This window comes from Clostridium sp. D43t1_170807_H7, from assembly GCF_015555905.1.
In the GTDB taxonomy this organism is placed as follows: domain Bacteria; phylum Bacillota; class Clostridia; order Clostridiales; family Clostridiaceae; genus Clostridium.
In genome coordinates this window covers 71,319-93,136 of sequence record NZ_JADNLK010000007.1, presented here as the reverse complement: position 1 = coordinate 93,136, position 21,818 = coordinate 71,319, and the positions used below count along the sequence as shown (strand labels likewise).

The following is a 21,818-nucleotide window of genomic DNA, read 5'->3' as shown; positions in this document are numbered from 1 at the left end:
TACTATAAAAAGCTAGGGGAGGTTAATTATGCTTTTTTTTATAATTATTGTTGCTTTAATATTAATTTTATTTATACCTATCCCTTTAAAGTTTAATCTTCATTATTCTAAAGATAGGTATTACGTAAAATTTTATAATATTAATATAATATCTAATGATGGTGGTATTCTAAAAAAACTTTTAGATAAGAAAGAGAAAAAAGATAAGACTATAAAGGAGTCAAAAATAAATCATACACCACCTAAAAGTGATACTAATATTGATTTTAAGGAAAAAAAATTAAATTTAAAGCTTCTTATAAAAACTCTTTATATGAATCTAAAAGGAAATAGATTTAAACCATCAATAAAATTTTCTAGTGATACTATTTATTCTCTAGGAGATGCAAGTAGAACTGCTATATGTTTGGGTCTATTTTATAATATTAACCCATTTTTACTTTATATTTTTTCTATATTATTTAAGGTTAAATTATTAAAGAATGATTTTAAGCCAATATTTAAAGACAAAATACTATTTGAACTTACAATAAGTAGTATAATTACCTTTAATTTAGCTCAAATTATTTATATATTCTTTATTATTTATAAATCTATTCGTAAAAATAGGAGGTGACTCCCTGAATATAGGGATTATTATGACTGATAAGCATGAATTAGAAAATTTAATGAGAAGCACTATGGAAAACTTACGTGATATAATAGATGTTAATACTGTAATTGGAGATGTTGTAGAAACTAGTGATGGTACTTCAATTGTTCCAATTTCTAAAGTTTCTTTTGGTTTTGCATCTGGTGGAAGTGAATTTGGTAATCATACCTCTCTAAGAAAAGAAGAGGAAAAATACCCTTTTGGTGGTGGATCTGGTGCTGGAGTTAGTGTTAAACCTATTGCTTTCTTAATTGTTAAAGATGGAATGGTAAGATTACAACCAGTAGATTATGATAATACTGTTGATAGACTAGTTGACTCTATTCCTCAAGTTATTGAATTAGTAAAAGGCTTCTTTAATGATAAAAAAGTTGATAATAACGATAACCTATAAAAGATATAGCTACTGAAAAATTATTCAGTAGCTATATCTTTTATATTAATTTTTAAAGTTCTTCATCTGATGCAACTTCTACATCATCTATATGATTTTCATTATTTTCAACTTTTATTTCATTATTAGCATCTTCAGAGTTCATATCTTTAAGAGCTTGGTTTAGAACATCCATAGAGCTCTTAGCCTCTTTATCACTATATAAATCAAGTGATGGTAACTCTTTTAATGTTTCTAGCCCAAATTGTCTTAAAAATTCATCTGTAGTTCCATAAAGTATAGGTCTTCCTGGAACTTCTAATCTTCCTATATCCTTTATTAGTCCCTTTTCCACAAGCTTTTGGATAGCTGATTCTGACTTAACACCTCTTATTTCATCTATATCAATACGTGTAATTGGTTGTTTATATGCTATAATAGCTAAACTTTCTATAGATGCTTGTGAAAGTGAATGTCTTTTATTTTTCTTTAATAACTTTTGAATATAATCTGAATTTTCGCTTTTAGTAACTAATTGATAAGATCCATTTATGCTTATTAATCTAATTCCTCTGCTTTCCTCTTCATATTCACTCATCATTTCTTTTATTATTTCTTCAACAACCTTATCTTTAATCTCTAAATTATTACTTAAATCTCTTAATGATAAAGGTTCACCACTTACAAATAGCATTGATTCTATAGCTGATTTTATATTATCTTTTCTAGATAGCTCTTTAAATTCATACTGCTTAACATCAATGTTACTCACTATCTCTCCTCCTCTTGATAAGTATATTTCCGAAACTTTCATCTTGATAAACATTAATAGTTCTAATTTTTATAAGTTCAAGTAACGCTAAGAATGTGACTACAGTTTCAAGTTTGCAAGAACTTTCTTTCATTAAGTCTTCAAATTCAATTACCTTATTTGAATTAACTCTCTCTAAAAGCTCATTCATTTTGTCTTCAACTTTATACTTATCTACGTATATTTTCTTTTGTACTACATTAAATTTATTTTGTTTTTCTCTATAGTTTTCTAATATTTTATTATAAATATTATATAAATCTAATAATGTTATATTTTTAAATATGTCAACATTATTAACTGGTTCACTTTTAACTTCCTCAATTATTTCTGGCTTCTTACTATAAACATCACCTTGATTTATATATCGCTCTTTAAAGAATTCAGATACTGATTTTATCTTCTTGTACTCAATTAATTTTTCCATTAATCTCTTTTCAATATCTTCTTCATTTTCTTCCTCTTCTACTTTTATCTTAGGAAGAAGATTTTTTGATTTTATCTCTATTAATGTAGCTGCAACAACAATAAATTCTGATGTTATCTCAAGATCCATAACTTTTCTTGTATTAAGATACTCTAAATATTGATTTGTAACTTTATATATTTCTACATTATATATATCCATCTTATTCTTCTTTATAAGATGCAGTAATAAATCAAAAGGTCCTTCAAAATCTGCCACTTTAATCTTTGGCAATTCCATTAATTCATCCCGCCTTTGTGTTTTTATTATGCTCCTTTTAAGGGTTTCATAACTTATATAATAACAATTTTCTTTTAAAAGAACAAGCCTTAAAGATGCTCATGAAAATATATATCATTAGGCTCATCTTGTAGCATGTAATCCTCTACTAAAATATAAAAATCATTATCAAAGCATATCTTACCATAAATATTAATCCATTGTCCTTCTTCTAAATTAGATTCTATTCCCTTTGCTTTTATTTGTATTTTTTCCTTATCAGCTTGACAGCATTTTACCATTTGTCTAGCTATAATTGTAAAATCTGAACCTTCTTTACCTTTATCAATATATCCTAAAAATAATATCTCTTTCCCCTCATATTCGTCCTTATGCTCTGCAATTTTATTTAATATATCATAATTATCACTATTTATAATTATTGCATCAGTGTGATTTTTAAGCAATAAATTTTCATTTATATTTTCATTTCCCTTTAATAATGGGAAAAGATATAATAAAATTACTCCAATACATAACGTAAATGTTAAAGGAATAAATTTATTTGTAACTTCTACTCTTCTTTTTATTGTAAAAATTCTACCAAATTGAAATAAAGCAAAAATACTTAATATTATTATACTCAAATAAAAATAAATAATCATATCACTACTTACAAAGTTAGTTATATTTCCACTTCTTATTAAAAATAGTATAGATAAGTCTAATAATATCAATATAATAAACCATATTAACTCATCAATATTAAATTTCTTCATACACACCTCTTATATTAGTTAAAAAGTAAAAAACTTAAGTATCCAATAATTTTTTTGAAATTATACTACTGCTAAACATATTCCAAATACAACTATACAAATTATTAAAAGCAATTGTAATACAAACCTCTTTTTGAAAAATCCAAAGGATAATATTAAATTCTTCAAATCCATCATTGGCCCTAATATCAAAAATGCTATAACCCCTGGAACTCCAAAGTTGTCCATAAATCCTTTTGCAACAAATGCATCTGCTTCTGAACATAATGACAATAAAAATCCTAATAGCATCATTATTGCTATTCCTACTATCTTTCCTGAGGTCATATCATTAATTAAGCTATCTTGAAGGAATACTACAAATATACTTGAAAGAAGTGCACCAAAAATAAAATAAATACTAATATTTAAAAACTCATTAGATGCATTTAAAACTAAATTTTTGATTTTACCTTTTAATGAAATATAATAATTATTACTAAAAGTACAACAATCACAGTAAAGAGCAACTTCTTCACTTTTTAAAAATTCTGTATTTTTCTTTTTATCATAAATAAATCCAATAATCATTCCAACTATTAAAGCTCCTATTACCCCATCTATTGTTCTATATATAACAATATTAATATCATTAGGAAATGCATAATATGTAGACATAATTACAACTGGATTAACTATGGGTACTGACAACATAAATGTTATTCCAACTCCTGTAGGTAAGCCCTTTTTCATTAAACTTCTTGTAATTGGAACTATTGCACACTCACATACTGGAAAAAATATTCCTGATATAGCAGCTATAAAGTATCCTATGATACTATTTTTAGGAATTATTTTCTTTATTAATTCATCTGATACGTAAATTTGAATTAAAGCTGATAATACCGCTCCTATTAATAGAAACGGTAATGCTTCAACGATAATTCCTAGGTAACTCCACATCCATGATTCAAATTTACTTATACTCACTTTCTCACCTGCTATCTTGCTTTCTCATATACTCTATTAATTTTACCCTCATATTTCTTACTAACTTATCTTCTAGTAATTTACTATTTTCTAATGCTAAATTAAATTTATCGTTATTTTCTGATCTGATTATTTGTGCTTTATGATTCAAGCTTTCCAATAATTTAATACCTTTTTCTACTTCTAATTTTTTTTCTCTATTACAGTTATTAATTACAATTACATCACTATTTTGTATAAATGGTAGCAATATTTCTCCCATATTCATAACGTAAAACTCAATATTTCTTCCATCACAAATAAAATAAATAGTAGAAAGTTTTATGAGCTTTCCTGTTTCATTATCAAATACACATTTATATAAATGCTCTAATGTATCTGTTCCGTTATACTCTATAATTATTCTATGAGGCTTATATTTCTTTACTATGTTATAAATTTCGTTATTAAGCTCTAAACTCTCCCCCATAAAATTAATATGTTTTACACTTTGTCCATTTTCATTAAACTCATTTATTTGGATATTTCCACTTTCACAAGTAACAATAACTATTTTTTCTTTATCTGCAATAGTTTTATTTATTAATGAATTAATAAAGGCTGACTTACCAGCCCCTAAAAATCCAGTAACTACCTCTACGCCAACCTTCATCGATCCACCTTCTTAACTAAAAAACTTCTTAATTTTCTCTTTATTTAAATTAGTTCCAATAAATGAAATAATAGTATCTCCTCTATATGCTATCTTTTGCATATTTATTTCAGATAAGGTGTAATCAAATTGCTCTTTACCATTTTTAGTATTAACAATTCCCTTTGCCCTAATTATTTCACCAAATTCAAAGCTGTTTTTTATAAAATTGAATTTACTTAATAATTCCTCCTTAGATACATCTCTATCTATTTTTAAAGCAAAACTTTCAAATAAATTCTCTTCACTTTTTTCTTTTTTAATATTTCCAACATTAAGATTACTCTTTCTAAAATTAACTTTTTCTTTTGTATTACCTTTATCCTTTGCTAAAAATACCTTTGGAATTAATTCTTCTGATTTTGTATTATTCCATTGTCTTCCCATTATTATTGCTTTAGAGTTTAATTTATTAATTTCATCTTGTAATCTTTTCACCTCTTCATTACTAACATTTTGCGTTCTACTTAAAATTATAATATCTGCATTTTTTATTTGATTAATAAAAAAGCTCTTAAAATTAGTTAAGTACAAATCAAATTTCTCTGCATCTACCACAGTTATAGCTTTTTCCACTTCTGCTATACCCTTTAATTCTTTTTCATTAAATACTTTTTTTATGTCACTTAATTTTGCAACTCCTGTTGGTTCAACTAAGAGTCTATCTACATTACAATTCTCCACAACATCTAGTATTGACTCTTTAAAATCTCCTGTAACTTGACAACAAATACATCCAGCGTTTATTTCCTTTACTAAAGTGTTTGTTCTTTTTAAAATCACACCATCAATACTTACTTCTCCAAATTCATTTTCAATAATAGCAATTTTCTCTTTATAATAACCTTCTTCTATAAGCTTTTTAATTAACTGTGTTTTTCCAGCTCCAAGAAATCCAGAAAAAATCTCTACTTTAACACTCATAATCTATTACTTTCCCTTATTATTATTCTCAAAAAATTCTATGATTTATATCTAACATTTATGCAGATTTTATTTCATAAGTGCTTTTTGAATATTAACAGTATCTTATACATATAATAATATTGTAAATGTATCACCAAATTGTGAACGTTATACAACAAAAAGGAGCTGCTATTTTAGCAACTCCTTTTTAAATTATCTTTTATTATTTTTATTTGTGTAAAGCATCTAAAACTAATTGAGCTGTAGAAACATTTGTTGCAAGTGGTATTGCATATACATCACACAGCCTTAACAATGCATTAACATCTGGTTCATGTGGTTGTGATGTTAATGGATCTCTTAAGAATATAACTAAATCTAATTTTTGCTCAGAAACTAATGCACCTATTTGTTGGTCTCCACCAAGTGGACCACTTTTTAATCTATGAATCTCTAAATTAGTATTTTCCATTATTCTTAAACCAGTAGTTCCTGTTGCATAAAGCTCTAATTTAGATAATCTTTCCTCATTTACTTTTGCAAAATTGACCATTTCATCTTTTTTCTTATCATGTGCAATTAATGCTACTCTCATCTATATTTTCTCCCTCTTCTACTAAACTTTATATAAATTAAAATTTTTAACTAAATTATTTTTTAGAAACATACTTATTATCTTTTATATAAAATCTCCATAGGAAGTCTTTTGCTTCTTCAGCATAATCTATTCCTATTCTCTTACTTTCAACAATCTCAAAATTTTCACTATTTCCATCTGTAATATATACAGCACCTTTTTCATAAAGCTTTACTGCATTTAAATCCTTATTTAATAAATAAGCTAAACATAACTTTGATGGACCGTTAGTTAAATTTTTTAATTGAGTTTTTGTAAGTTGGTCATATTTTTTATCATACCTAATCTTAGAAATATAATCGAACTCGTTAATTGGTTCAAGAGCTCTAATTAAAACAGCTTCAGCCACATCCTTTTTATTAGTAACAACATTAAAGCAATGGTATAATCCATATATAAAATAAATATATGAAACTCCTGCATCCTCATATAGTATTTCTGTACGCTTAGTTCTACGACCATTATATGCATGACAAGCTTTATCTATTGCTCCTATATAAGCTTCTGTTTCAACAATCTTTCCTTTTAAAATTTTCCCATCAACTTCTCTAACTAGTACTTTCCCAAGTAAATCTTGTGCAACATCTAGGGCACTTCTATTATAAAACTCTTTACTTATAATCATTTGTTTCTCCTAAATTTAAATAAAGCTATATTATATTTAATAGTATTTCTTATAATAGCAATTAAAATACTTCCTTATTTAACCTTTGCTCCGCATTCACCACAGAACTTTGAGTCACTCTTAATTACTGCACCACATTCACTACAGAATTTATTTTTCTTTTCTGTATTTTCGCTGGCCACAACCTTTGTTCCACAATTACTACAGAATTTTGCTCCTTCACTTAAACCTTCTCCACAGTTTTTACAAGTATTCTTATTACTATTTAATGATGAACTTGATTCCATATTTTTTTTCATTTGATTCATCATATTAATTCCCATTTGCATTCCCATACCAGCTTGAGCCATATTAGCCATACTACTATTGGGATTTTTCTCCATAGCTTCAGTCATAGCCACATTTTGATAATGTCCTATATTACCTACCATTCCATATGCGGCATTTTTATTAATCATATTTTGTACTGAATCAGGATAGCTAAAGTTTTCAATATTTAATGTTGTTACAGTTAGACCTATTTTTATCATTTCCATGTCTAAATCTGCTTTTATACCTTTTGCTATTTCAAAGGAATTTGCTTGTAAATTAAACATATCCTTTCCTTCTCTAACAATCCACTTCATTAAAAGTTGATCAACTACAGCTAAAGCTCTTTGCTTCACATCATCTACAGTAAATTGGCTTTTAATTCCTGCAATTTTATCAATTAAAACCATATGATCACTTATTTTAACATTAAATGAACCAAAAGCTCTTATTGGCATTCCTCCTGGCATTCCTGGTGCTTGAATATTAATTGGACTTTTAGTACCCCATTTTACTAAAAATTCTTTAGTATTTATAAATAAAACTTCAGCCTTAAGACCTGATTTAAACCCAAACTTAAATCCCTTTAATGTTGATAAAAATGGAAGTATCTCTGTTTCAATTTCGTAATTACCCTCTTCTGTAAAAACACCTTCAACTTTTCCATTATGCATAAATATAGCATCTTGACCTGGTCTTATAATCAATCTACTATTCTTTTTTATTTCGCTATTTTTCCATTTCCAAAAAATAACGTCATTTCTTGTTTCATTCCATTCAATTACATCTAACAATTGATTACTAAATAATCCCATTGATTATCCCTCCTGCTATTTATACTAGCATTGACTTATTATTTATCTTCTTTAAGTTTAGCTAATTCATCTTCAATTACATTATTGCTAGAGCCTTTTAGAGCTGCTAGTTCATCTTCTACTGAAGAATTATTAGTGTCATATTTACTCATTAAATCATCTATACTATCTGTTAGTTTTGAATTTAATTCAGCCATTGCATTAGCTTCATCTAACATTCTATTAGCCTTTTCTTCCATTCTACTAAAAGAATCTATACTTGAAGCAGAGTTGTTAATTGAAGAACCCATTTTATTAATTCTTTCTTGCATTTTTGCAGTTGCCATTTTTGCTTTAATTGTACTTCTTCTTTCATTAAGCTCTTCTATTTGCCTACTTAATTTATTATACATTTGCTTCATCTTTTCAGAATTAGCTTTTGCTGCTTCATATTTAGTATTAAGTACTGTTAACTTTTCTGTTAATGATGCTTTTTTAGCTAAGAATTGTCTTGCATCATCATCATTCCCTGCCTCTACAGCTCTTTTTGCATAGTCTAACATCTTGTTTACATCACTTTGACATTCATCAACTTCTCTTTTAGCTCTAGTTTCCTCTGCCATAATTGATGCAGTTTCTGCTTTAACCTTATTTAAGTCATCATTTAAATTTCTCATTAATTGATCTATCATTTTAACTGGATCTTCAGCTTTATCTAATAAAGCATTAATGTTAGATGACATTATATCAGTAAATCTTTTTAATATTGACATATATATTCCTCCTAAATTCATAACATTTATTTATACAACTATATTCTACCATTATTTAACTGAAAACAAAATCCATTATTTTTTTATTATATATAATTTTTAACTATATGCTAATAGAAAAAAAAGCTATTTTTATAGCCCTATAATATTGATCCATATAATTTATCTTCTTTTGTATATACAGTAACAGTAAATGTTCCTAATGGTCTAAAATTCCCATTAGTAGCAGATAAGTATCCTCTAAACTCTAATGTTACTTGATCTTCTAATTTCTCTTGTAAAATTACTTTATCTACTTTAAAGTAAATAGGGTCATCTTCCCCTACTTCAAATTGCTCACCTAAAAAATATACATTTTGCATAATGCTTTCTTTTTCTTCACCTGAAATAAGTTCAACTTCATCACTTGTGCTATCCCAGTCACTTACAATAAAATCATATACTCCTTGATTTTTAGCTAAATATTCTGTTAGTAAATTTAATCCAAAATCAACTTCATTATATTCACCTTCAACATATGGAATATCTCCATAATCATGATATATTAAATCTCCATCATTTAGTGTATTTATATCTTTACTAGATTCATATGTTTTCCCAAGGGCTGTAAATTGTGTATAAACTTTAGGCTCTTCTACTATATTTTCAACTTCTACAATTTCATTATTTGTATTATTATTGCTATTTACATCATTATTATTACTTGAACAACCAGTTAATAATCCTAGCATAATAATAGCGCATATTATCTTTTTATTCAAAACACTCACCTTCCCACATTTACATTTTAATATAAAAAAAGAGATTAATCCATTATATAAATGTTTTAATCTCTTTAAATATGTTAATTTTCTTTAAACACCTTTTTTAAATAAATTTTTCATATTATTCTTTAAATTATCTATGAATCCGCCTTTTTCAACATCTCTATCACAATATAGTTCAACTTCTCCAACCTTTTGATCATCTAGATATACTTCACACTTTCCTATAACTTCACCTTCTGTGTAACTATCTTTCATTTCATCTAATACTATTTTATTTATTGGTTCTCCATCACTACCTTTTAAAGTAACAATAATTAAATCATCCTTTGCTTTAGCTATAAAGAATCTATCATTGCTCTTGCCTAAATAAACAGTTTCTACATCATCATCTTTATTAAATAATTTCTTGCCTTCGTATTTAGAGAATCCATAATTCATAAGCATACTTGCATCACGGTTTCTAACTTTATATGTTGGAGCTCCCATTATTACTGCAAGCATTCTAACATTATTTCTAACAGCTGTAGCGCTTATACAGTACTTAGCTTCTTGTGTAAATCCTGTTTTTAATCCATCACAACCATCAAAGAAACGAACTAATTTATTATGGTTCACTAATTCTATTGGGCTCTTTCTTCCTTCAGATATAGTTTCCATATATGTACCACTATATTTTAATATTGTAGGGTGTTTTAATAGTTCTAATGACATTATAGAAATATCTCTTGCAGTTGTCACATGTCCCTCTTCTGGCAAACCATTACAATTTTTAAATGTTGTATTTGTCATACCTAATTCTTTAGCACGTTCATTCATAGCTTTTACAAACTCATCTGTTGATCCACTTAGAAATTCTGCCATAGCAACAGCAGCGTCGTTTCCTGAAGCAATAGCTATACCTTTTAGGATTTCTTCTACTGTTCTTACTTCGCCTACATCAAGAAGCATAGTGCTTCCGCCCATTTTTTTAGCATTTTCACTACAAATAATTTTATCATCCAAACTTATTTTTCCACTATCAACAGCTTCCATTGCAAGTAACATTGTCATTATCTTTGTAACAGATGCTGGTGCAAACTTTTCGTCTGGATTCTTTTCATACAATACTGCTCCACTTATAGGCTCAATAAGCAATGCAGATTTTGCATCTACATTCATTCCTTCCTCTAAACAAGCAGTATAAATCTCATTTGGATATACTTCTTCTGAGTTTTCTTTAACTGCAGCAATTGGAATAACTGTATTTAAACATAATAAACATAAAAGAATAATAGAGATTTTGTTAAATATTTTCTTTTTCATTTGTTCTCCTCCTTTTAAGCTTATTATTTCCTAAAAAAATAAAAATATGATAAAGAGAATATTAAATTCTTTTTATCATATTTTATAAATATTAAGTTATTCTAAAACTCACTTGGATTACCGGAATCCCCTCTAACAATCCTAAGCTAAGCTTAAAAATTAACTAATAAAATTATCTTACTATATCATATATTAATGGTATATTTAAATCATAGCTATCTTCAATAACTATATTCTCTAAGATGCTTTTTCTAGCCTTTTCAATTTTCTCTTCACTATTTGAATGTATGTATGCTAGAACATCTCCTTTATTAACTTTTTCGCCTCTTTTTTTATTTAAAACAATTCCTACAGCTAAATCAATTTCACTTTCTTTAGTTGCACGACCTGCTCCTAATTCCATTGCTATAAGGCCAAATGCTTCTGCATGAATTTTTGTTATATAACCATCTACAGGTGAAGTAACTTTCTCTACATATTTTGCTTGAGGGAACTTGCTATAGTCATCAATTGGGCTAATATCTCCACCTTGTGCCTTAACAAAGTCCTTAAGCTTTTCTAATCCTTTTCCATTTTCTATATTTTCCATAAGCATTTTTCTTGCTTCTTCTTCACTTTCTGCCATTTTAGCACAAAGTAACATATTTGAACCAATTGTTAATGTTAATTCTAAAAGGTCCTTAGGCCCATTACCTTTTAATAATTCTATAGCTTCTATAACTTCTAAGCTATTTCCAATAGCATATCCTAAAGGTTGATCCATATCAGATATAACTCCAATAGTTTCTCTTCCTAAATGCTTTCCTATATCAACCATTTCTTGTGCTAATTCTTTAGCTGTTTCTGGTGTTTTCATAAATGCACCATCACCAACTTTAACATCTAAAACTATTGCATCTGCTCCTGAAGCTAATTTTTTACTCATTATGCTTGATGCAATTAAAGACATATTATCAACTGTTGCCGTAACATCTCTTAATGCATATAATTTCTTATCTGCAGGAACTAAGTTTCCACTTTGCCCCATTATAGCAATATTAATTTTATTAACATTTTCCATAAATTGCTCTTCTGTTAGTTCAACTGAAAATCCTTTAAATGTTTCTAGCTTATCAATAGTTCCTCCAGTGTGCCCAAGGCCTCTTCCTGACATTTTAGCAACTGGAATCCCAAGTGATGCTACTAAAGGAGTTAAAGAAATTGAAGTTTTATCTCCAACTCCACCTGTAGAGTGTTTATCTACTTTTATACCTTTTATATTGCTTAAATCTATTTTATCTCCAGACTCAACCATAGCATTAGTTAAATCTGCTGTTTCTCTCTTATTCATCTTATTGAAGAAAATTGCCATAAGCATTGCTGATGCTTGATAATCAGGTATTTCTCCTTTAGTAAATCCATCAACAAAAAAGTTTATTTCTTCTGTTGTTAATTCTTCACCTTTTCTTTTCTTCATAATTAGATCATACATTCTCATAAGTCTTTCCTCCTCCAGCTACTTTACTATATCCTTCAAGAAACTTTTACCTACTAATTCATTTTGTACATTAAAGAAATCTAATATAGTTTTTCCTATATCAGCGAATGTTTCTCTTGTTCCAATGTTAACACCTGGTTTAACATTTTTACCATATATAAGAACTGGTATGTGTTCTCTTGAGTGATCTGTGCTGCTAGTAGTTGGATCGCAGCCGTGGTCTGCTGTAATTATAAGGATATCTTCTTCGCCCATTTTACTATAGATTTCTTGTAATCTATTATCAAAATCTTCAAGCGCTTTTCCATATCCCGCTGGATCATTTCTATGTCCATACAACATATCAAAGTCAACTAAATTTGTAAAGATAAGTCCTTCTTTTACAGTGTCCATATATTCTAAAGTCTTATCTACACCATCCATATTACTCTTAGTATGAACTGCACTTGTAATACCCTTTTTGTTGTAAATGTCTTCTATCTTACCAACGGCTGCAACTTCATAATTTGCATCCTTTAAATATTCAAGCATAGTTTTATTAAATGGATCTAATGCATAATCTCTTCTGTTTGAAGTTCTTTTAAAGTTTGGAGCTTCACCAACGAAAGGTCTTGCAATAACTCTTCCTACCGCCCATTTATCAACAAGCATATTTCTTGCTATTTCACACATTTCATATAATTTTTCAACCGGAATAACATCTTCATGTGCAGCAATTTGGAATACACTATCTGCAGAAGTATATATAATAGGGTATCCAGTCTTTACATGCTCTTCTCCCAAATCTTCAATTATTTGAGTTCCTGAAGCTACTATATTTCCTAATATACCTTCAACATTTGCTCTTTTCTTAAATTCATTTATTATATCATCAGAAAATCCTTGTGGATAAGTATTTAAAGGTTCTTCAAGTATAACTCCACTTATTTCCCAGTGTCCTGTTACTGTATCTTTTCCTTTTGATGCTTCTTCACATCTACCAAAGGCTCCTATTGCCTTATCACATTTTTTAGGAGCATTTACACCTTCTATATTACCTATTCCTAATTTTTCTAATTCATTTATTTCAAGACCTTTACATGATTTATATACATTATCTAATGTATGACTTCCTTCGTCGCCATAAATCTTTGCATCTTTTAATTCTCCAACTCCAACACTATCTAATACAACTAATATAGCTCTTTTCATATTGTTTTCTCCTTTCGTACATAAAGCCCCTTTTTTCAAAGCCCTTAAGCTCTTGGATGGGAGTTCTTATAAACTAAGTTTATTTTATCATTATTTATTATCTCATAGTAAGTATCCATATAAGTTAATACTTGATTTCCTAAAAGCTTTTGTACTGCCCTTACATTTGCTCCATTTTGTAATAAATGTACTGCAAAAGAATGTCTAAAGGTATTTAAATTAACATCCTTATTTATTCCAGCTTTATGAGAATACTCTTTTACTATTCTCCAAACACCTTGCCTAGTTAACTGATTACCATTTAAATTTACAAATAAATTTGGTACTCCAGCTGAAGCAATCATATCTCTTATAGCCAAATAATCCTTTAATGCGGCTTCTGCACTTCTACCTATTGGTATAAGTCTTTCATAATTTTTATTATCATGACATCTAACATAGAGCAAATCAAGGTTTACATCCTCTACTGATAGATTAATTATTTCTGAAACTTTCATACCAGTTGCATACATTAACTCTAATAAAGCATTGTCTCTTATGCCCTTATTACAATCTTTATCAACTATTTTAATTATCTTATCTACTTCCTCCACAGTTAATATTTCTGGAAGCTTTTTAGATTGATCCGTACTCTTATAATATATCTTTGGTATATCTCGAATTATTTTTTGCTCTTTTAAATAATTATAAAAACTTCTTAAACTAATAACAATTCTACTTATAGACCTTTCAGATTTTCCCTCTTCTAAAAGATGATCTATATAATTTTTAAATGTTACATTATCAGTTTCATCTAAATATATATCTTTACTATTTAGATATTTAATATACAAATTAACATCAGTTACATAAGCATAAACAGTATTATCACTTTTATGACTTTCAAGTAATGACTCCCTATATTCATTTACTATTTCTTTCATAATTCTCCCCATTCCCACCTTATTTATTATTATTCGACACTTGCTTTTAATTTCCTTTTATAATTATCTATTTATTAAACAACTTTATAAACATTTGTTACTACGAACTTAATGATATTTGGACAAATATATGCTTCAATAAAAGTACCAATAATAAATATACATGCAAATACCCCTATCTTAAAAATTAGTTCTCTCTCTACTATTGTATTTACTTTACCTTTATTAAAGAACCTTTCTTTAAGTTTTGTTGAAGAAAATTCAATTCCAACTATACTTAATGCAATAAAACAAGGAATATAAATAATATTCTGTGGTATTGTGGAGGCTAAAGCAAGCCATAATCCTTTTCCTTCAAAGGTTGAAATTAGAAAACTAAAGGTATACCCTAATGTAAATCCTTTAATAAGATCTACAAGTAAAATTACAGGTGTACCAAATACCGTAAATGATAATGCTATTATTATTGTTATTAGTATTAAATTTTTCTTAAGTACATTTAATAACAATGCTTTACTATTTACCGGCTCTTTAACAATGCTCTCTGTAAATGTAGAAAAATAGCTTGTAAGATCACTTGCATCATTTGCATTCATATATTTCACTATATATGTACCTAATGCTATTCCTACACAGAAAAATATAAAAACCATTAAATAAAAAAACTTATTTTCCTTTTTATTTAAGCTTAATTTACTTATTATATTCACTGAAAACACCTCCATATTGTTATATGTTAATAATATGATGGAATTTTCAAGTATATTCATAATTGAATATATGTAAATTATACTTTTATATAATTTTTTTTATTTTTTTAATTTTTTCTTTTATTTCATTTAAATCTAAACTATAATTTCTCTCTAATATTCTTATAACTTCTTGAATATCTTCAATTTCACTTAACTTGTTTTCTTTTTCAACTTGACCTCTTCCTAATCTATCGCTTACAAACATTAAAATCATATCATTTAAATCTACCTCTTTTACTAATTCACTTGTTCTAGCAAATGGTAAATTTTTAATTATATAAAGATGATGCATATGATATTTTACTAAATTTAAAATTCTTTGTTTTTCACACTTTTCATAACCATAATATGTTAATATTTTATCTACTATTTTTTCTCCTTCAATATCATGATTATATGATATTATTCTACCTTGTTTATTTTTTTTAGTTGTAGTTCCTTTTCCTAAATCATGTAATAAAGCCCCTAACATAAAAGTTCCTTTATCATTAGCATATTCTTTTACTTTAGCTGCTATATCAACAACTTGTTTTAAATGACTCCATACATTGCCCTCTGGATGATACTTTTTATTTTGTTCTACTTTCTCTAAATTTATTAATGGTTCTAAGGGAGTATTTTTTAGAGAAGGTTTTATTTCTTCTAAATATGTTGATGGTTTATTATAGATAAGTAAATTATCTTGTATTTTTCTTAATCTATTTACCTCCATGGTTTCCTCCTTTTTTTATTTTTTTAATATTTTATTTTATAATTAGTTTCCCTACATTGTACTATTTTAAAACAAATTATTTTTATAATACTTTATTATTTTATTTGTAATAATATATTTAATTTTAGGGTAACTTAAATATATTATTTATTTGAGGTGTAGTTGTTTTGGAAGAATTATTTAATAAATATTTACCTATACTTATTCATTTATTTGAACTTATGGGAATTTTAATATTAACATTGGGGGTTTTTACAGCCTTTTATCATTATATTCAAAAAAGATTTTTTAAGAAGGATGTTAATATTAAATATGAATTTGCAGATGTTATGATTACAACTTTAGATTTTAAATTAGCTGCAGAAATATTAAAAACTGTAACTATAAAAAGCAAGGATGAACTTATAATATTAGCATCAGTTTTTATTATAAGAATAATTATGACATTTGTATTAGAGAAAGAAATGAAGATAGAAGAAGCTAAAAAAGATACCAAGTAATTTTATAATTAATTAGTTGGTATCTTTTTATTATGTTTTTTAACATATTGTCAGCATCATTAAGTTCACATCTACGAATATTCATTTGTTTTCCCCCTTTTAGCTATCTACTTACGAATATTATAATGCAATCATACACTAAATTGTATATAATGCCCATATAAGTTTTAAATAGTATATTATTAAATTTTCAAGAATCAATTTAGTTCTCAATAATTTCAAATTACCCCTTAGATTTTTACTTATTTATAACTATTTTATCTAAATATAAATTCTTTTCTATACGTTAAAAACACCTCCATTTACTGATTTTTATATCAATAAACAAAAGTGTTTACATAACATTATTATATGCTATTTATTGTCATACTCTAATAAATTTTAATCATTTATTCGTTGTCATAGACTAAAATTATTTTTCATAAATCGCATAATTACGCCAATTAAGATACTTTATTCTTAAGTCTTAGCTTGTCTGCAATGATTGCTATGAATTCACTATTTGTTGGCTTACCTTTATCATTGTGAACAGTATAGCCAAATAACTTATTAATAGCTTCAATTTGTCCTCTTCCCCAAGCAACTTCGATTGCATGTCTTATAGCTCTTTCAACTCTTGAAGCAGTTGTATTGTATTTCTTAGCAATTGAAGGATATAACTCCTTAGTTACAGCTGATAATAATTCCATATCATTAACAACCATTGTAATAGCCTCTCTTAAATACATATACCCTTTAATATGTGCTGGTACACCAATTTCATGAATTATGTTTGTAATTTCAGTTTCTAAATCTACAGGTCCTCTATTATTTGTGCTTATTATTTCACTTGTTGTCATTGCAACTTGTTTTTTAACAGGTTCATTTTCTATTGATATTGTATCATTAAACATATCTCTTATACGTTTAGTGAAAATATCCATATCAAAAGGTTTTACAACATAATAATCCGCACCTAAAGTTATAGCTCTTTGTGTTATTTTATCTTGTCCAACTGCAGATAAAACAACTATTCTAGGAAATTTTTCTAAATTCATTGAATTTAATCTTTCTAAAACACCTAATCCATCTAAATGAGGCATAATTATATCTAAAACCACTAAATCTGGTTGTTTCTCCTCAATTAATGTTAAAGCTTCCCTACCGTCTTTTGCAATTCCTGTTACGACTATATCTCTTTGATTTAAAAGATAATCATTTAAAATACTGCAAAATTCTTTGTTATCATCAGCAATAATTAGTGAAATTTTGTTTCCATCCATGTTTTCTCTCCCTTTCTACCCAATATAATATAATTATTTGAAAATTTCAAACTTCTATTTTCCCACATAACTTATTTAACATTATTAAATTCTATATTTTAAATTAAGTTATATTTAGTTGTTTTTTAACTTCATTGAGTATATTATAACATAAATTTTAAAATAATAATAGTTAATTTTACATTATTTTGAAATTTTTTTAGGAAATTTTTGAAAAATTTTGTGTTGGATGATATATCCCTTTTAAAACAACAAGATATAGCATTTTCTACTTGTTATTTTAGCTATATCTTGTTGATAATTTTCTAAATTTATTTTAATTTATTATCCCTGCTTCTTCAAGCATCCATTCGATATATATTCCATATCCAATGTCTGGCTTATTAATTAAAACGTGGGTAACAGCACCTACAATTTTATTGTTTTGAATAATTGGACTACCACTCATTCCTTGAACTATTCCACCTGTTTTGCTTAAAAGTTCTTCATCTGTAACTCTAATTATCATACTCTTAGGTCCACATTTATCTTGTTGTAATAACTTAACAATTTCTATATCATACTCTTTTGGTCCTTCTTCATCTACTGTAGTAATTATAGTAGCAGGACCTTCTACAACTTCATTTCTAAATCCAACAGACATTGGTTCACTAAATATAGGATTTACTAAAGGTTTATTAGTATTTCCAAATATCCCTGATGATGAATTACTTTCTATTGTTCCTATAGAACTTTTTTCATTTACAAATAATCCTCTTAATTCACCTGGAATACCTTTTTCTCCTTTACGCACACTTAATATTGATGCTGATAATAAATCACCATCTTTAATTGTAAAGGTAGTGTTAGTATCACCATCTGTAATAGGATGACCTAAAGCTCCAAAGGTATCAGTGCCTTCATCATAGAAAGTTAATGTTCCTATACCTGCAGTTGAATCTCTTACCCATAAACCTAATTTATAACCTTCACCTTCTTTAACAAGTTCAATATCCTTATTAAACTTGCATCCTTCACGCATAAATTCTACATTTACTATATTACTATCATTTTCTTTTATTAAAGATCCTAACTCTTTAGCTCCTTGAATCTCTTTTCCATTTATTTTAAGTAATACATCCCCTAATTGCAATCCAGCTACTTTTGCTGGACTACTTTCAGTTCCTGCTCTAGTTTCAACATCTGAAAAACCAACAACCAAAACACCTTCAGTAGATAACTTTATTCCTACACTTGTTCCTCCAGGATATAATTTTATATCATCTAATTTTTGTACAGCCACTGATTTTATAGGAATTAACCCTAAAAAATCAATGTTAACCTTATCCTTTGATAGTTTTACAGTATTAAATACACCTTGATTATACATAGATATATCTGATACTTCCATACTATCATTGATATATATTTTTTCTGGCAATTTTAAAACACTAAAATATGCTATTAATGCCAAAATAGCTATTGGAGCAGTAATTATACTAAAATACTTTAATATTTTTTTTAACATTTTATCTCCTCCCTTGCTTCTGACATTAATTTTCCCTGTATTGTTTTTTTATATGCTGTATTAACATTGTTAACACAGTTAAAAATTAATAACTAAATAAATTTTGTATAAAAAAAATAAAACCATGCTAAATTACCATGATTTTATTCTTTACCGTATTGCTAAGCCTTATGTATGTTTTTCTTAAATATTTTTCATTTCTTTCTTTTTTATTTCGGCAAATTTCACCATTTCTGATGCATTTTCGATAGTAACATCACTTATTTCATCTCCGCCAACCATTTTAGCAATTTCTCTAATTTTATCTTCTCTCGTTAACATTCGTATTCCTGTAAATGTCTTTCCTTCTAAAACATGCTTAGATACAAAATAATGATTGTCTGAAAGTGCTGCAATTTGTGGTAAATGAGTTATACACAATACTTGATGTTTTAATGAAACTTCATACATTTTTTCTCCAACACGCTTTCCAATAGTTCCACTAATTCCAGTATCTATTTCATCAAAAATAAGTGTTGGTATTTTATCTTTATCTACAAACACACATTTTAAAGCAAGCATTATTCTTGATAGTTCTCCACCAGATAATACTTTTTCTAATGGTTTTAAAGGTTCACCTGGATTTGCTGATACTAAAAATTGAACTTCATCATAACCTCTTGAATTCATTTCATCAGTTAAACTAACTTCAATTTTTATTATTGCTTTTTCTAGACCAACATAAGATAATTCTTTTTTAATGTTTACTTCTAATATTTCCGCTGCCTCAACTCTTAAATCATGAAGCTTTTTACCTATAACCTTCATTTTTTCTTCAATAATAATAAGTTCTTCTTTTAACTTATTTACTATCTCTTCAGCGTTTACTAACTCATTATATTTTTCTTTTAAATTTTTTAAATTATCTAAAATCTCTTGTATTGAGTTTCCATATTTTTTCTTATATAAACTTATAGTATATATTCTCTCATTTATTTGTGCCAATCTATCTTCATCATATTGTATTTCACTACCTATATCACGAATTTCCCTTGTTACTTCTTCTAAATTATAAAATGCTTCTTCTATTTGACTTTTCTTCTCTCTTATTATTTCAGAGTGGTTTTCAACTAATGATAGTTCAGAAATAACTTTTGATAATCCTTCTAATACTGAAATTCCTTCATTTGATGAATTTAAATATCCATAAGATTTTACTAAGCTATTTGATATTTTCTCTGCATTTGATAACATATTAAATTCATCTTTTAGATCTTCTTCTTCATTAACTTTTAAATTTGCTTTTTCTATATCTTCTATTTGAAATTTAATATAATCAGCTAATTTTTCTCCATCTTCATTTCCTGTTAGGCTATTTATCTTTTCAACATTTTCCAAATAATTATCTCTTAATACTCCATACTCTTTAAGTAAATCTTTTATTTTATCATAATAAAATTCATCAACATATAAAATATGAGTACCTTTATTTAATAAATTTTGATTTTGATGTTGCCCATGAATATCTAATAACTTCTCTCTTATTTTTTTTAATTGTGATAATACGATACTTCTATTATTTACTTTTATTAAGCTTTTACCATGTAATGTAGTTTCTCTACCTATTATTAGCATTTCGTCTTTCTCTATGCCCAATTCTTCTAATACTTCATAAATTTCATCATTTTCAATAGAAAATATGGCTTCTACTATGGTTTTATCTTCTCCATATCTTATTTGATCTTTAGAGAATTTTCCACCTAATACATAATCTATGGTATCTATAAGTATTGATTTACCTGCACCAGTTTCTCCTGATAATATATTAAATCCTGCTCCAAATTCAACAGATAACTCTTGAATTAATGCAAAATTTTTAATATTTAATTCAATTAGCATTATACCCCACCTTTATAAAATTAAGAAATCATCTTTCTAACTTTAGAAATTAACTCTAAAGCTTTTTCATCAGTTCTAACTAATACAAAAATAGTATTGTCTCCTGCTATTGTTCCTGCAACATCATTTGCATATAAAGTATCAATTGCTTCTGCGGCAGCTGATGCAGCACCTGTTAATGTTTTTATTACAACAAATTTATCAACTTGTTCTACTCCTATAGCTGCATTTTTTAATATGCTATAAAGTTTATCATTTATATCACGCTCTTCTTTTGCTGAAGATATATATTTATATTTTCCTGATTCACTTTGCATTTTTACTAATTTTAATAATTTTATATCTCTTGATACAGTTGCTTGAGTTACATCATATCCTGCATCTTTAAGAGCTTCTGCTAATTCTTCTTGTGTTTCTATATCATTATTGTTAATAATCTCTAGTATCTTACTATGTCTTTTTGATTTCATTTTAATCACCTTCTCAATTCCTTAATAAATGTACACTCATCAGTACAAAAATTACTTTTTATATTAAAATTCT

24 protein-coding genes are annotated in these 21,818 nt (G+C 27.0%); 3 read left to right on the top strand and 21 right to left on the bottom strand.

From position 1 onward, the window contains the following. The first annotated feature begins 28 nt into the window (after positions 1-28). Positions 29-616 carry a DUF2953 domain-containing protein gene (locus tag I2E98_RS06190; RefSeq protein WP_195468095.1) on the top strand — a complete coding sequence of 196 codons (588 nt, stop codon included), beginning with the start codon at positions 29-31 and terminating at the stop codon, positions 614-616. A 22-nt stretch (positions 617-638) separates the two neighbouring features. Further along, positions 639-1,046 (top strand): GerW family sporulation protein, encoded by a 408-nt coding sequence (gene ytfJ / locus I2E98_RS06185; RefSeq protein WP_195468094.1) that lies wholly within the window; start codon positions 639-641, stop codon positions 1,044-1,046. A 52-nt stretch (positions 1,047-1,098) separates the two neighbouring features. On the opposite strand, the gene scpB is transcribed toward ytfJ, so the two are convergent. From scpB to I2E98_RS06100, 17 genes are all read right to left on the bottom strand, one after another. Beyond that, complete coding sequence (gene scpB, locus I2E98_RS06180) at positions 1,099-1,797, bottom strand: SMC-Scp complex subunit ScpB (protein WP_291658468.1); 699 nt, start codon at positions 1,795-1,797, stop codon at positions 1,099-1,101. Beyond that, positions 1,790-2,542, bottom strand: a complete 753-nt coding sequence (locus tag I2E98_RS06175) for a segregation/condensation protein A (protein WP_195468092.1) — start codon at positions 2,540-2,542, stop codon at positions 1,790-1,792. Before I2E98_RS06175 ends, scpB begins: the two co-directional genes overlap by 8 nt. Before the next feature lie 89 nt (positions 2,543-2,631). Beyond that, positions 2,632-3,300, bottom strand: coding sequence for a hypothetical protein (locus tag I2E98_RS06170; protein WP_195468091.1), 669 nt, complete (start codon positions 3,298-3,300; stop codon positions 2,632-2,634). 60 nt (positions 3,301-3,360) lie between these two features. Continuing rightward, positions 3,361-4,269: a permease gene (locus tag I2E98_RS06165; RefSeq protein WP_195468090.1), complete on the bottom strand. Its 909-nt coding sequence runs from the start codon at positions 4,267-4,269 to the stop codon at positions 3,361-3,363. Between the two features lie 4 nt (positions 4,270-4,273). Then, complete coding sequence (locus tag I2E98_RS06160; RefSeq protein ID WP_195468089.1) at positions 4,274-4,921, bottom strand: GTP-binding protein; 648 nt, start codon at positions 4,919-4,921, stop codon at positions 4,274-4,276. Positions 4,922-4,933: 12 nt separating this feature from the next. Further along, positions 4,934-5,884, bottom strand: coding sequence for a GTP-binding protein (locus tag I2E98_RS06155; RefSeq protein ID WP_195468088.1), 951 nt, complete (start codon positions 5,882-5,884; stop codon positions 4,934-4,936). A 211-nt stretch (positions 5,885-6,095) separates the two neighbouring features. Beyond that, positions 6,096-6,461, bottom strand: coding sequence for a methylglyoxal synthase (locus I2E98_RS06150; protein WP_148322453.1), 366 nt, complete (start codon positions 6,459-6,461; stop codon positions 6,096-6,098). Between the two features lie 55 nt (positions 6,462-6,516). Further along, positions 6,517-7,128: a DNA-3-methyladenine glycosylase gene (locus tag I2E98_RS06145; protein WP_195468087.1), complete on the bottom strand. Its 612-nt coding sequence runs from the start codon at positions 7,126-7,128 to the stop codon at positions 6,517-6,519. Between the two features lie 74 nt (positions 7,129-7,202). Then, on the bottom strand, positions 7,203-8,252 hold the full coding sequence (locus I2E98_RS06140) for an SPFH domain-containing protein (RefSeq protein ID WP_195468086.1): 1,050 nt from the start codon (positions 8,250-8,252) through the stop codon (positions 7,203-7,205). Positions 8,253-8,290: 38 nt separating this feature from the next. Further along, entirely contained in the window at positions 8,291-9,004 is a 714-nt protein-coding gene (locus I2E98_RS06135; RefSeq protein ID WP_195468085.1) for a PspA/IM30 family protein, read from the bottom strand. 140 nt (positions 9,005-9,144) lie between these two features. Then, positions 9,145-9,765 carry a hypothetical protein gene (locus tag I2E98_RS06130; RefSeq protein WP_195468084.1) on the bottom strand — a complete coding sequence of 207 codons (621 nt, stop codon included), beginning with the start codon at positions 9,763-9,765 and terminating at the stop codon, positions 9,145-9,147. Positions 9,766-9,858: 93 nt separating this feature from the next. Continuing rightward, complete coding sequence (locus I2E98_RS06125) at positions 9,859-11,073, bottom strand: D-alanyl-D-alanine carboxypeptidase family protein (RefSeq protein WP_195468083.1); 1,215 nt, start codon at positions 11,071-11,073, stop codon at positions 9,859-9,861. 172 nt (positions 11,074-11,245) lie between these two features. Next, positions 11,246-12,550, bottom strand: coding sequence for a pyrimidine-nucleoside phosphorylase (locus I2E98_RS06120; RefSeq protein ID WP_195468082.1), 1,305 nt, complete (start codon positions 12,548-12,550; stop codon positions 11,246-11,248). A gap of 18 nt (positions 12,551-12,568) precedes the next feature. Then, entirely contained in the window at positions 12,569-13,741 is a 1,173-nt protein-coding gene (locus I2E98_RS06115) for a phosphopentomutase (protein WP_195468081.1), read from the bottom strand. A gap of 44 nt (positions 13,742-13,785) precedes the next feature. Then, a complete protein-coding gene (locus I2E98_RS06110) occupies positions 13,786-14,664 on the bottom strand; it encodes a tyrosine-type recombinase/integrase (protein ID WP_195468080.1) in 879 nt (292 codons plus the stop codon). A 74-nt stretch (positions 14,665-14,738) separates the two neighbouring features. Continuing rightward, a complete protein-coding gene (spoIIM, locus tag I2E98_RS06105) occupies positions 14,739-15,374 on the bottom strand; it encodes a stage II sporulation protein M (protein ID WP_195468079.1) in 636 nt (211 codons plus the stop codon). 85 nt (positions 15,375-15,459) lie between these two features. Beyond that, positions 15,460-16,128 (bottom strand): HD domain-containing protein, encoded by a 669-nt coding sequence (locus tag I2E98_RS06100; RefSeq protein ID WP_195468078.1) that lies wholly within the window; start codon positions 16,126-16,128, stop codon positions 15,460-15,462. 167 nt (positions 16,129-16,295) lie between these two features. On the opposite strand from I2E98_RS06100, the gene I2E98_RS06095 reads away from it, so the two are divergent. Continuing rightward, a complete protein-coding gene (locus tag I2E98_RS06095) occupies positions 16,296-16,628 on the top strand; it encodes a DUF1622 domain-containing protein (RefSeq protein WP_243250978.1) in 333 nt (110 codons plus the stop codon). Between the two features lie 443 nt (positions 16,629-17,071). Here the strand turns inward: I2E98_RS06095 and spo0A are convergent, their stop codons facing one another. The 4 genes from spo0A to I2E98_RS06075 all read right to left on the bottom strand — a co-directional run bounded on the left by spo0A (position 17,072) and on the right by I2E98_RS06075 (position 21,745). Beyond that, entirely contained in the window at positions 17,072-17,890 is an 819-nt protein-coding gene (gene spo0A, locus I2E98_RS06090; protein ID WP_195468077.1) for a sporulation transcription factor Spo0A, read from the bottom strand. 316 nt (positions 17,891-18,206) lie between these two features. Next, positions 18,207-19,397, bottom strand: coding sequence for a SpoIVB peptidase (gene spoIVB / locus I2E98_RS06085; RefSeq protein WP_195468076.1), 1,191 nt, complete (start codon positions 19,395-19,397; stop codon positions 18,207-18,209). Between the two features lie 183 nt (positions 19,398-19,580). Continuing rightward, a complete protein-coding gene (gene recN / locus I2E98_RS06080; RefSeq protein ID WP_195468075.1) occupies positions 19,581-21,275 on the bottom strand; it encodes a DNA repair protein RecN in 1,695 nt (564 codons plus the stop codon). Positions 21,276-21,295: 20 nt separating this feature from the next. Further along, positions 21,296-21,745: an arginine repressor gene (locus I2E98_RS06075; RefSeq protein WP_195468074.1), complete on the bottom strand. Its 450-nt coding sequence runs from the start codon at positions 21,743-21,745 to the stop codon at positions 21,296-21,298. Positions 21,746-21,818 lie beyond the last annotated feature (73 nt).

Excerpts from the sequence above, each read along its gene's own strand:
- I2E98_RS06110 (WP_195468080.1), bottom strand. The coding sequence starts at position 14,664 with ATGAAAGAAATAGTAAATGAATATAGGGAGTCATTACTTGAAAGTCAT.
- I2E98_RS06155 (WP_195468088.1), bottom strand. The coding sequence starts at position 5,884 with ATGAGTGTTAAAGTAGAGATTTTTTCTGGATTTCTTGGAGCTGGAAAA.
- I2E98_RS06115 (WP_195468081.1), bottom strand. The coding sequence starts at position 13,741 with ATGAAAAGAGCTATATTAGTTGTATTAGATAGTGTTGGAGTTGGAGAA.
- I2E98_RS06100 (WP_195468078.1), bottom strand. The coding sequence starts at position 16,128 with ATGGAGGTAAATAGATTAAGAAAAATACAAGATAATTTACTTATCTAT.
- I2E98_RS06135 (WP_195468085.1), bottom strand. The coding sequence starts at position 9,004 with ATGTCAATATTAAAAAGATTTACTGATATAATGTCATCTAACATTAAT.
- I2E98_RS06150 (WP_148322453.1), bottom strand. The coding sequence starts at position 6,461 with ATGAGAGTAGCATTAATTGCACATGATAAGAAAAAAGATGAAATGGTC.
- I2E98_RS06120 (WP_195468082.1), bottom strand. The coding sequence starts at position 12,550 with ATGAGAATGTATGATCTAATTATGAAGAAAAGAAAAGGTGAAGAATTA.
- I2E98_RS06190 (WP_195468095.1), top strand. The coding sequence starts at position 29 with ATGCTTTTTTTTATAATTATTGTTGCTTTAATATTAATTTTATTTATA.
- I2E98_RS06075 (WP_195468074.1), bottom strand. The coding sequence starts at position 21,745 with ATGAAATCAAAAAGACATAGTAAGATACTAGAGATTATTAACAATAAT.
- I2E98_RS06170 (WP_195468091.1), bottom strand. The coding sequence starts at position 3,300 with ATGAAGAAATTTAATATTGATGAGTTAATATGGTTTATTATATTGATA.
- spoIVB (WP_195468076.1), bottom strand. The coding sequence starts at position 19,397 with ATGTTAAAAAAAATATTAAAGTATTTTAGTATAATTACTGCTCCAATA.
- recN (WP_195468075.1), bottom strand. The coding sequence starts at position 21,275 with ATGCTAATTGAATTAAATATTAAAAATTTTGCATTAATTCAAGAGTTA.
- I2E98_RS06125 (WP_195468083.1), bottom strand. The coding sequence starts at position 11,073 with ATGAAAAAGAAAATATTTAACAAAATCTCTATTATTCTTTTATGTTTA.
- I2E98_RS06175 (WP_195468092.1), bottom strand. The coding sequence starts at position 2,542 with ATGGAATTGCCAAAGATTAAAGTGGCAGATTTTGAAGGACCTTTTGAT.
- I2E98_RS06140 (WP_195468086.1), bottom strand. The coding sequence starts at position 8,252 with ATGGGATTATTTAGTAATCAATTGTTAGATGTAATTGAATGGAATGAA.
- I2E98_RS06160 (WP_195468089.1), bottom strand. The coding sequence starts at position 4,921 with ATGAAGGTTGGCGTAGAGGTAGTTACTGGATTTTTAGGGGCTGGTAAG.
- ytfJ (WP_195468094.1), top strand. The coding sequence starts at position 639 with ATGACTGATAAGCATGAATTAGAAAATTTAATGAGAAGCACTATGGAA.
- I2E98_RS06145 (WP_195468087.1), bottom strand. The coding sequence starts at position 7,128 with ATGATTATAAGTAAAGAGTTTTATAATAGAAGTGCCCTAGATGTTGCA.
- spo0A (WP_195468077.1), bottom strand. The coding sequence starts at position 17,890 with ATGGATGGAAACAAAATTTCACTAATTATTGCTGATGATAACAAAGAA.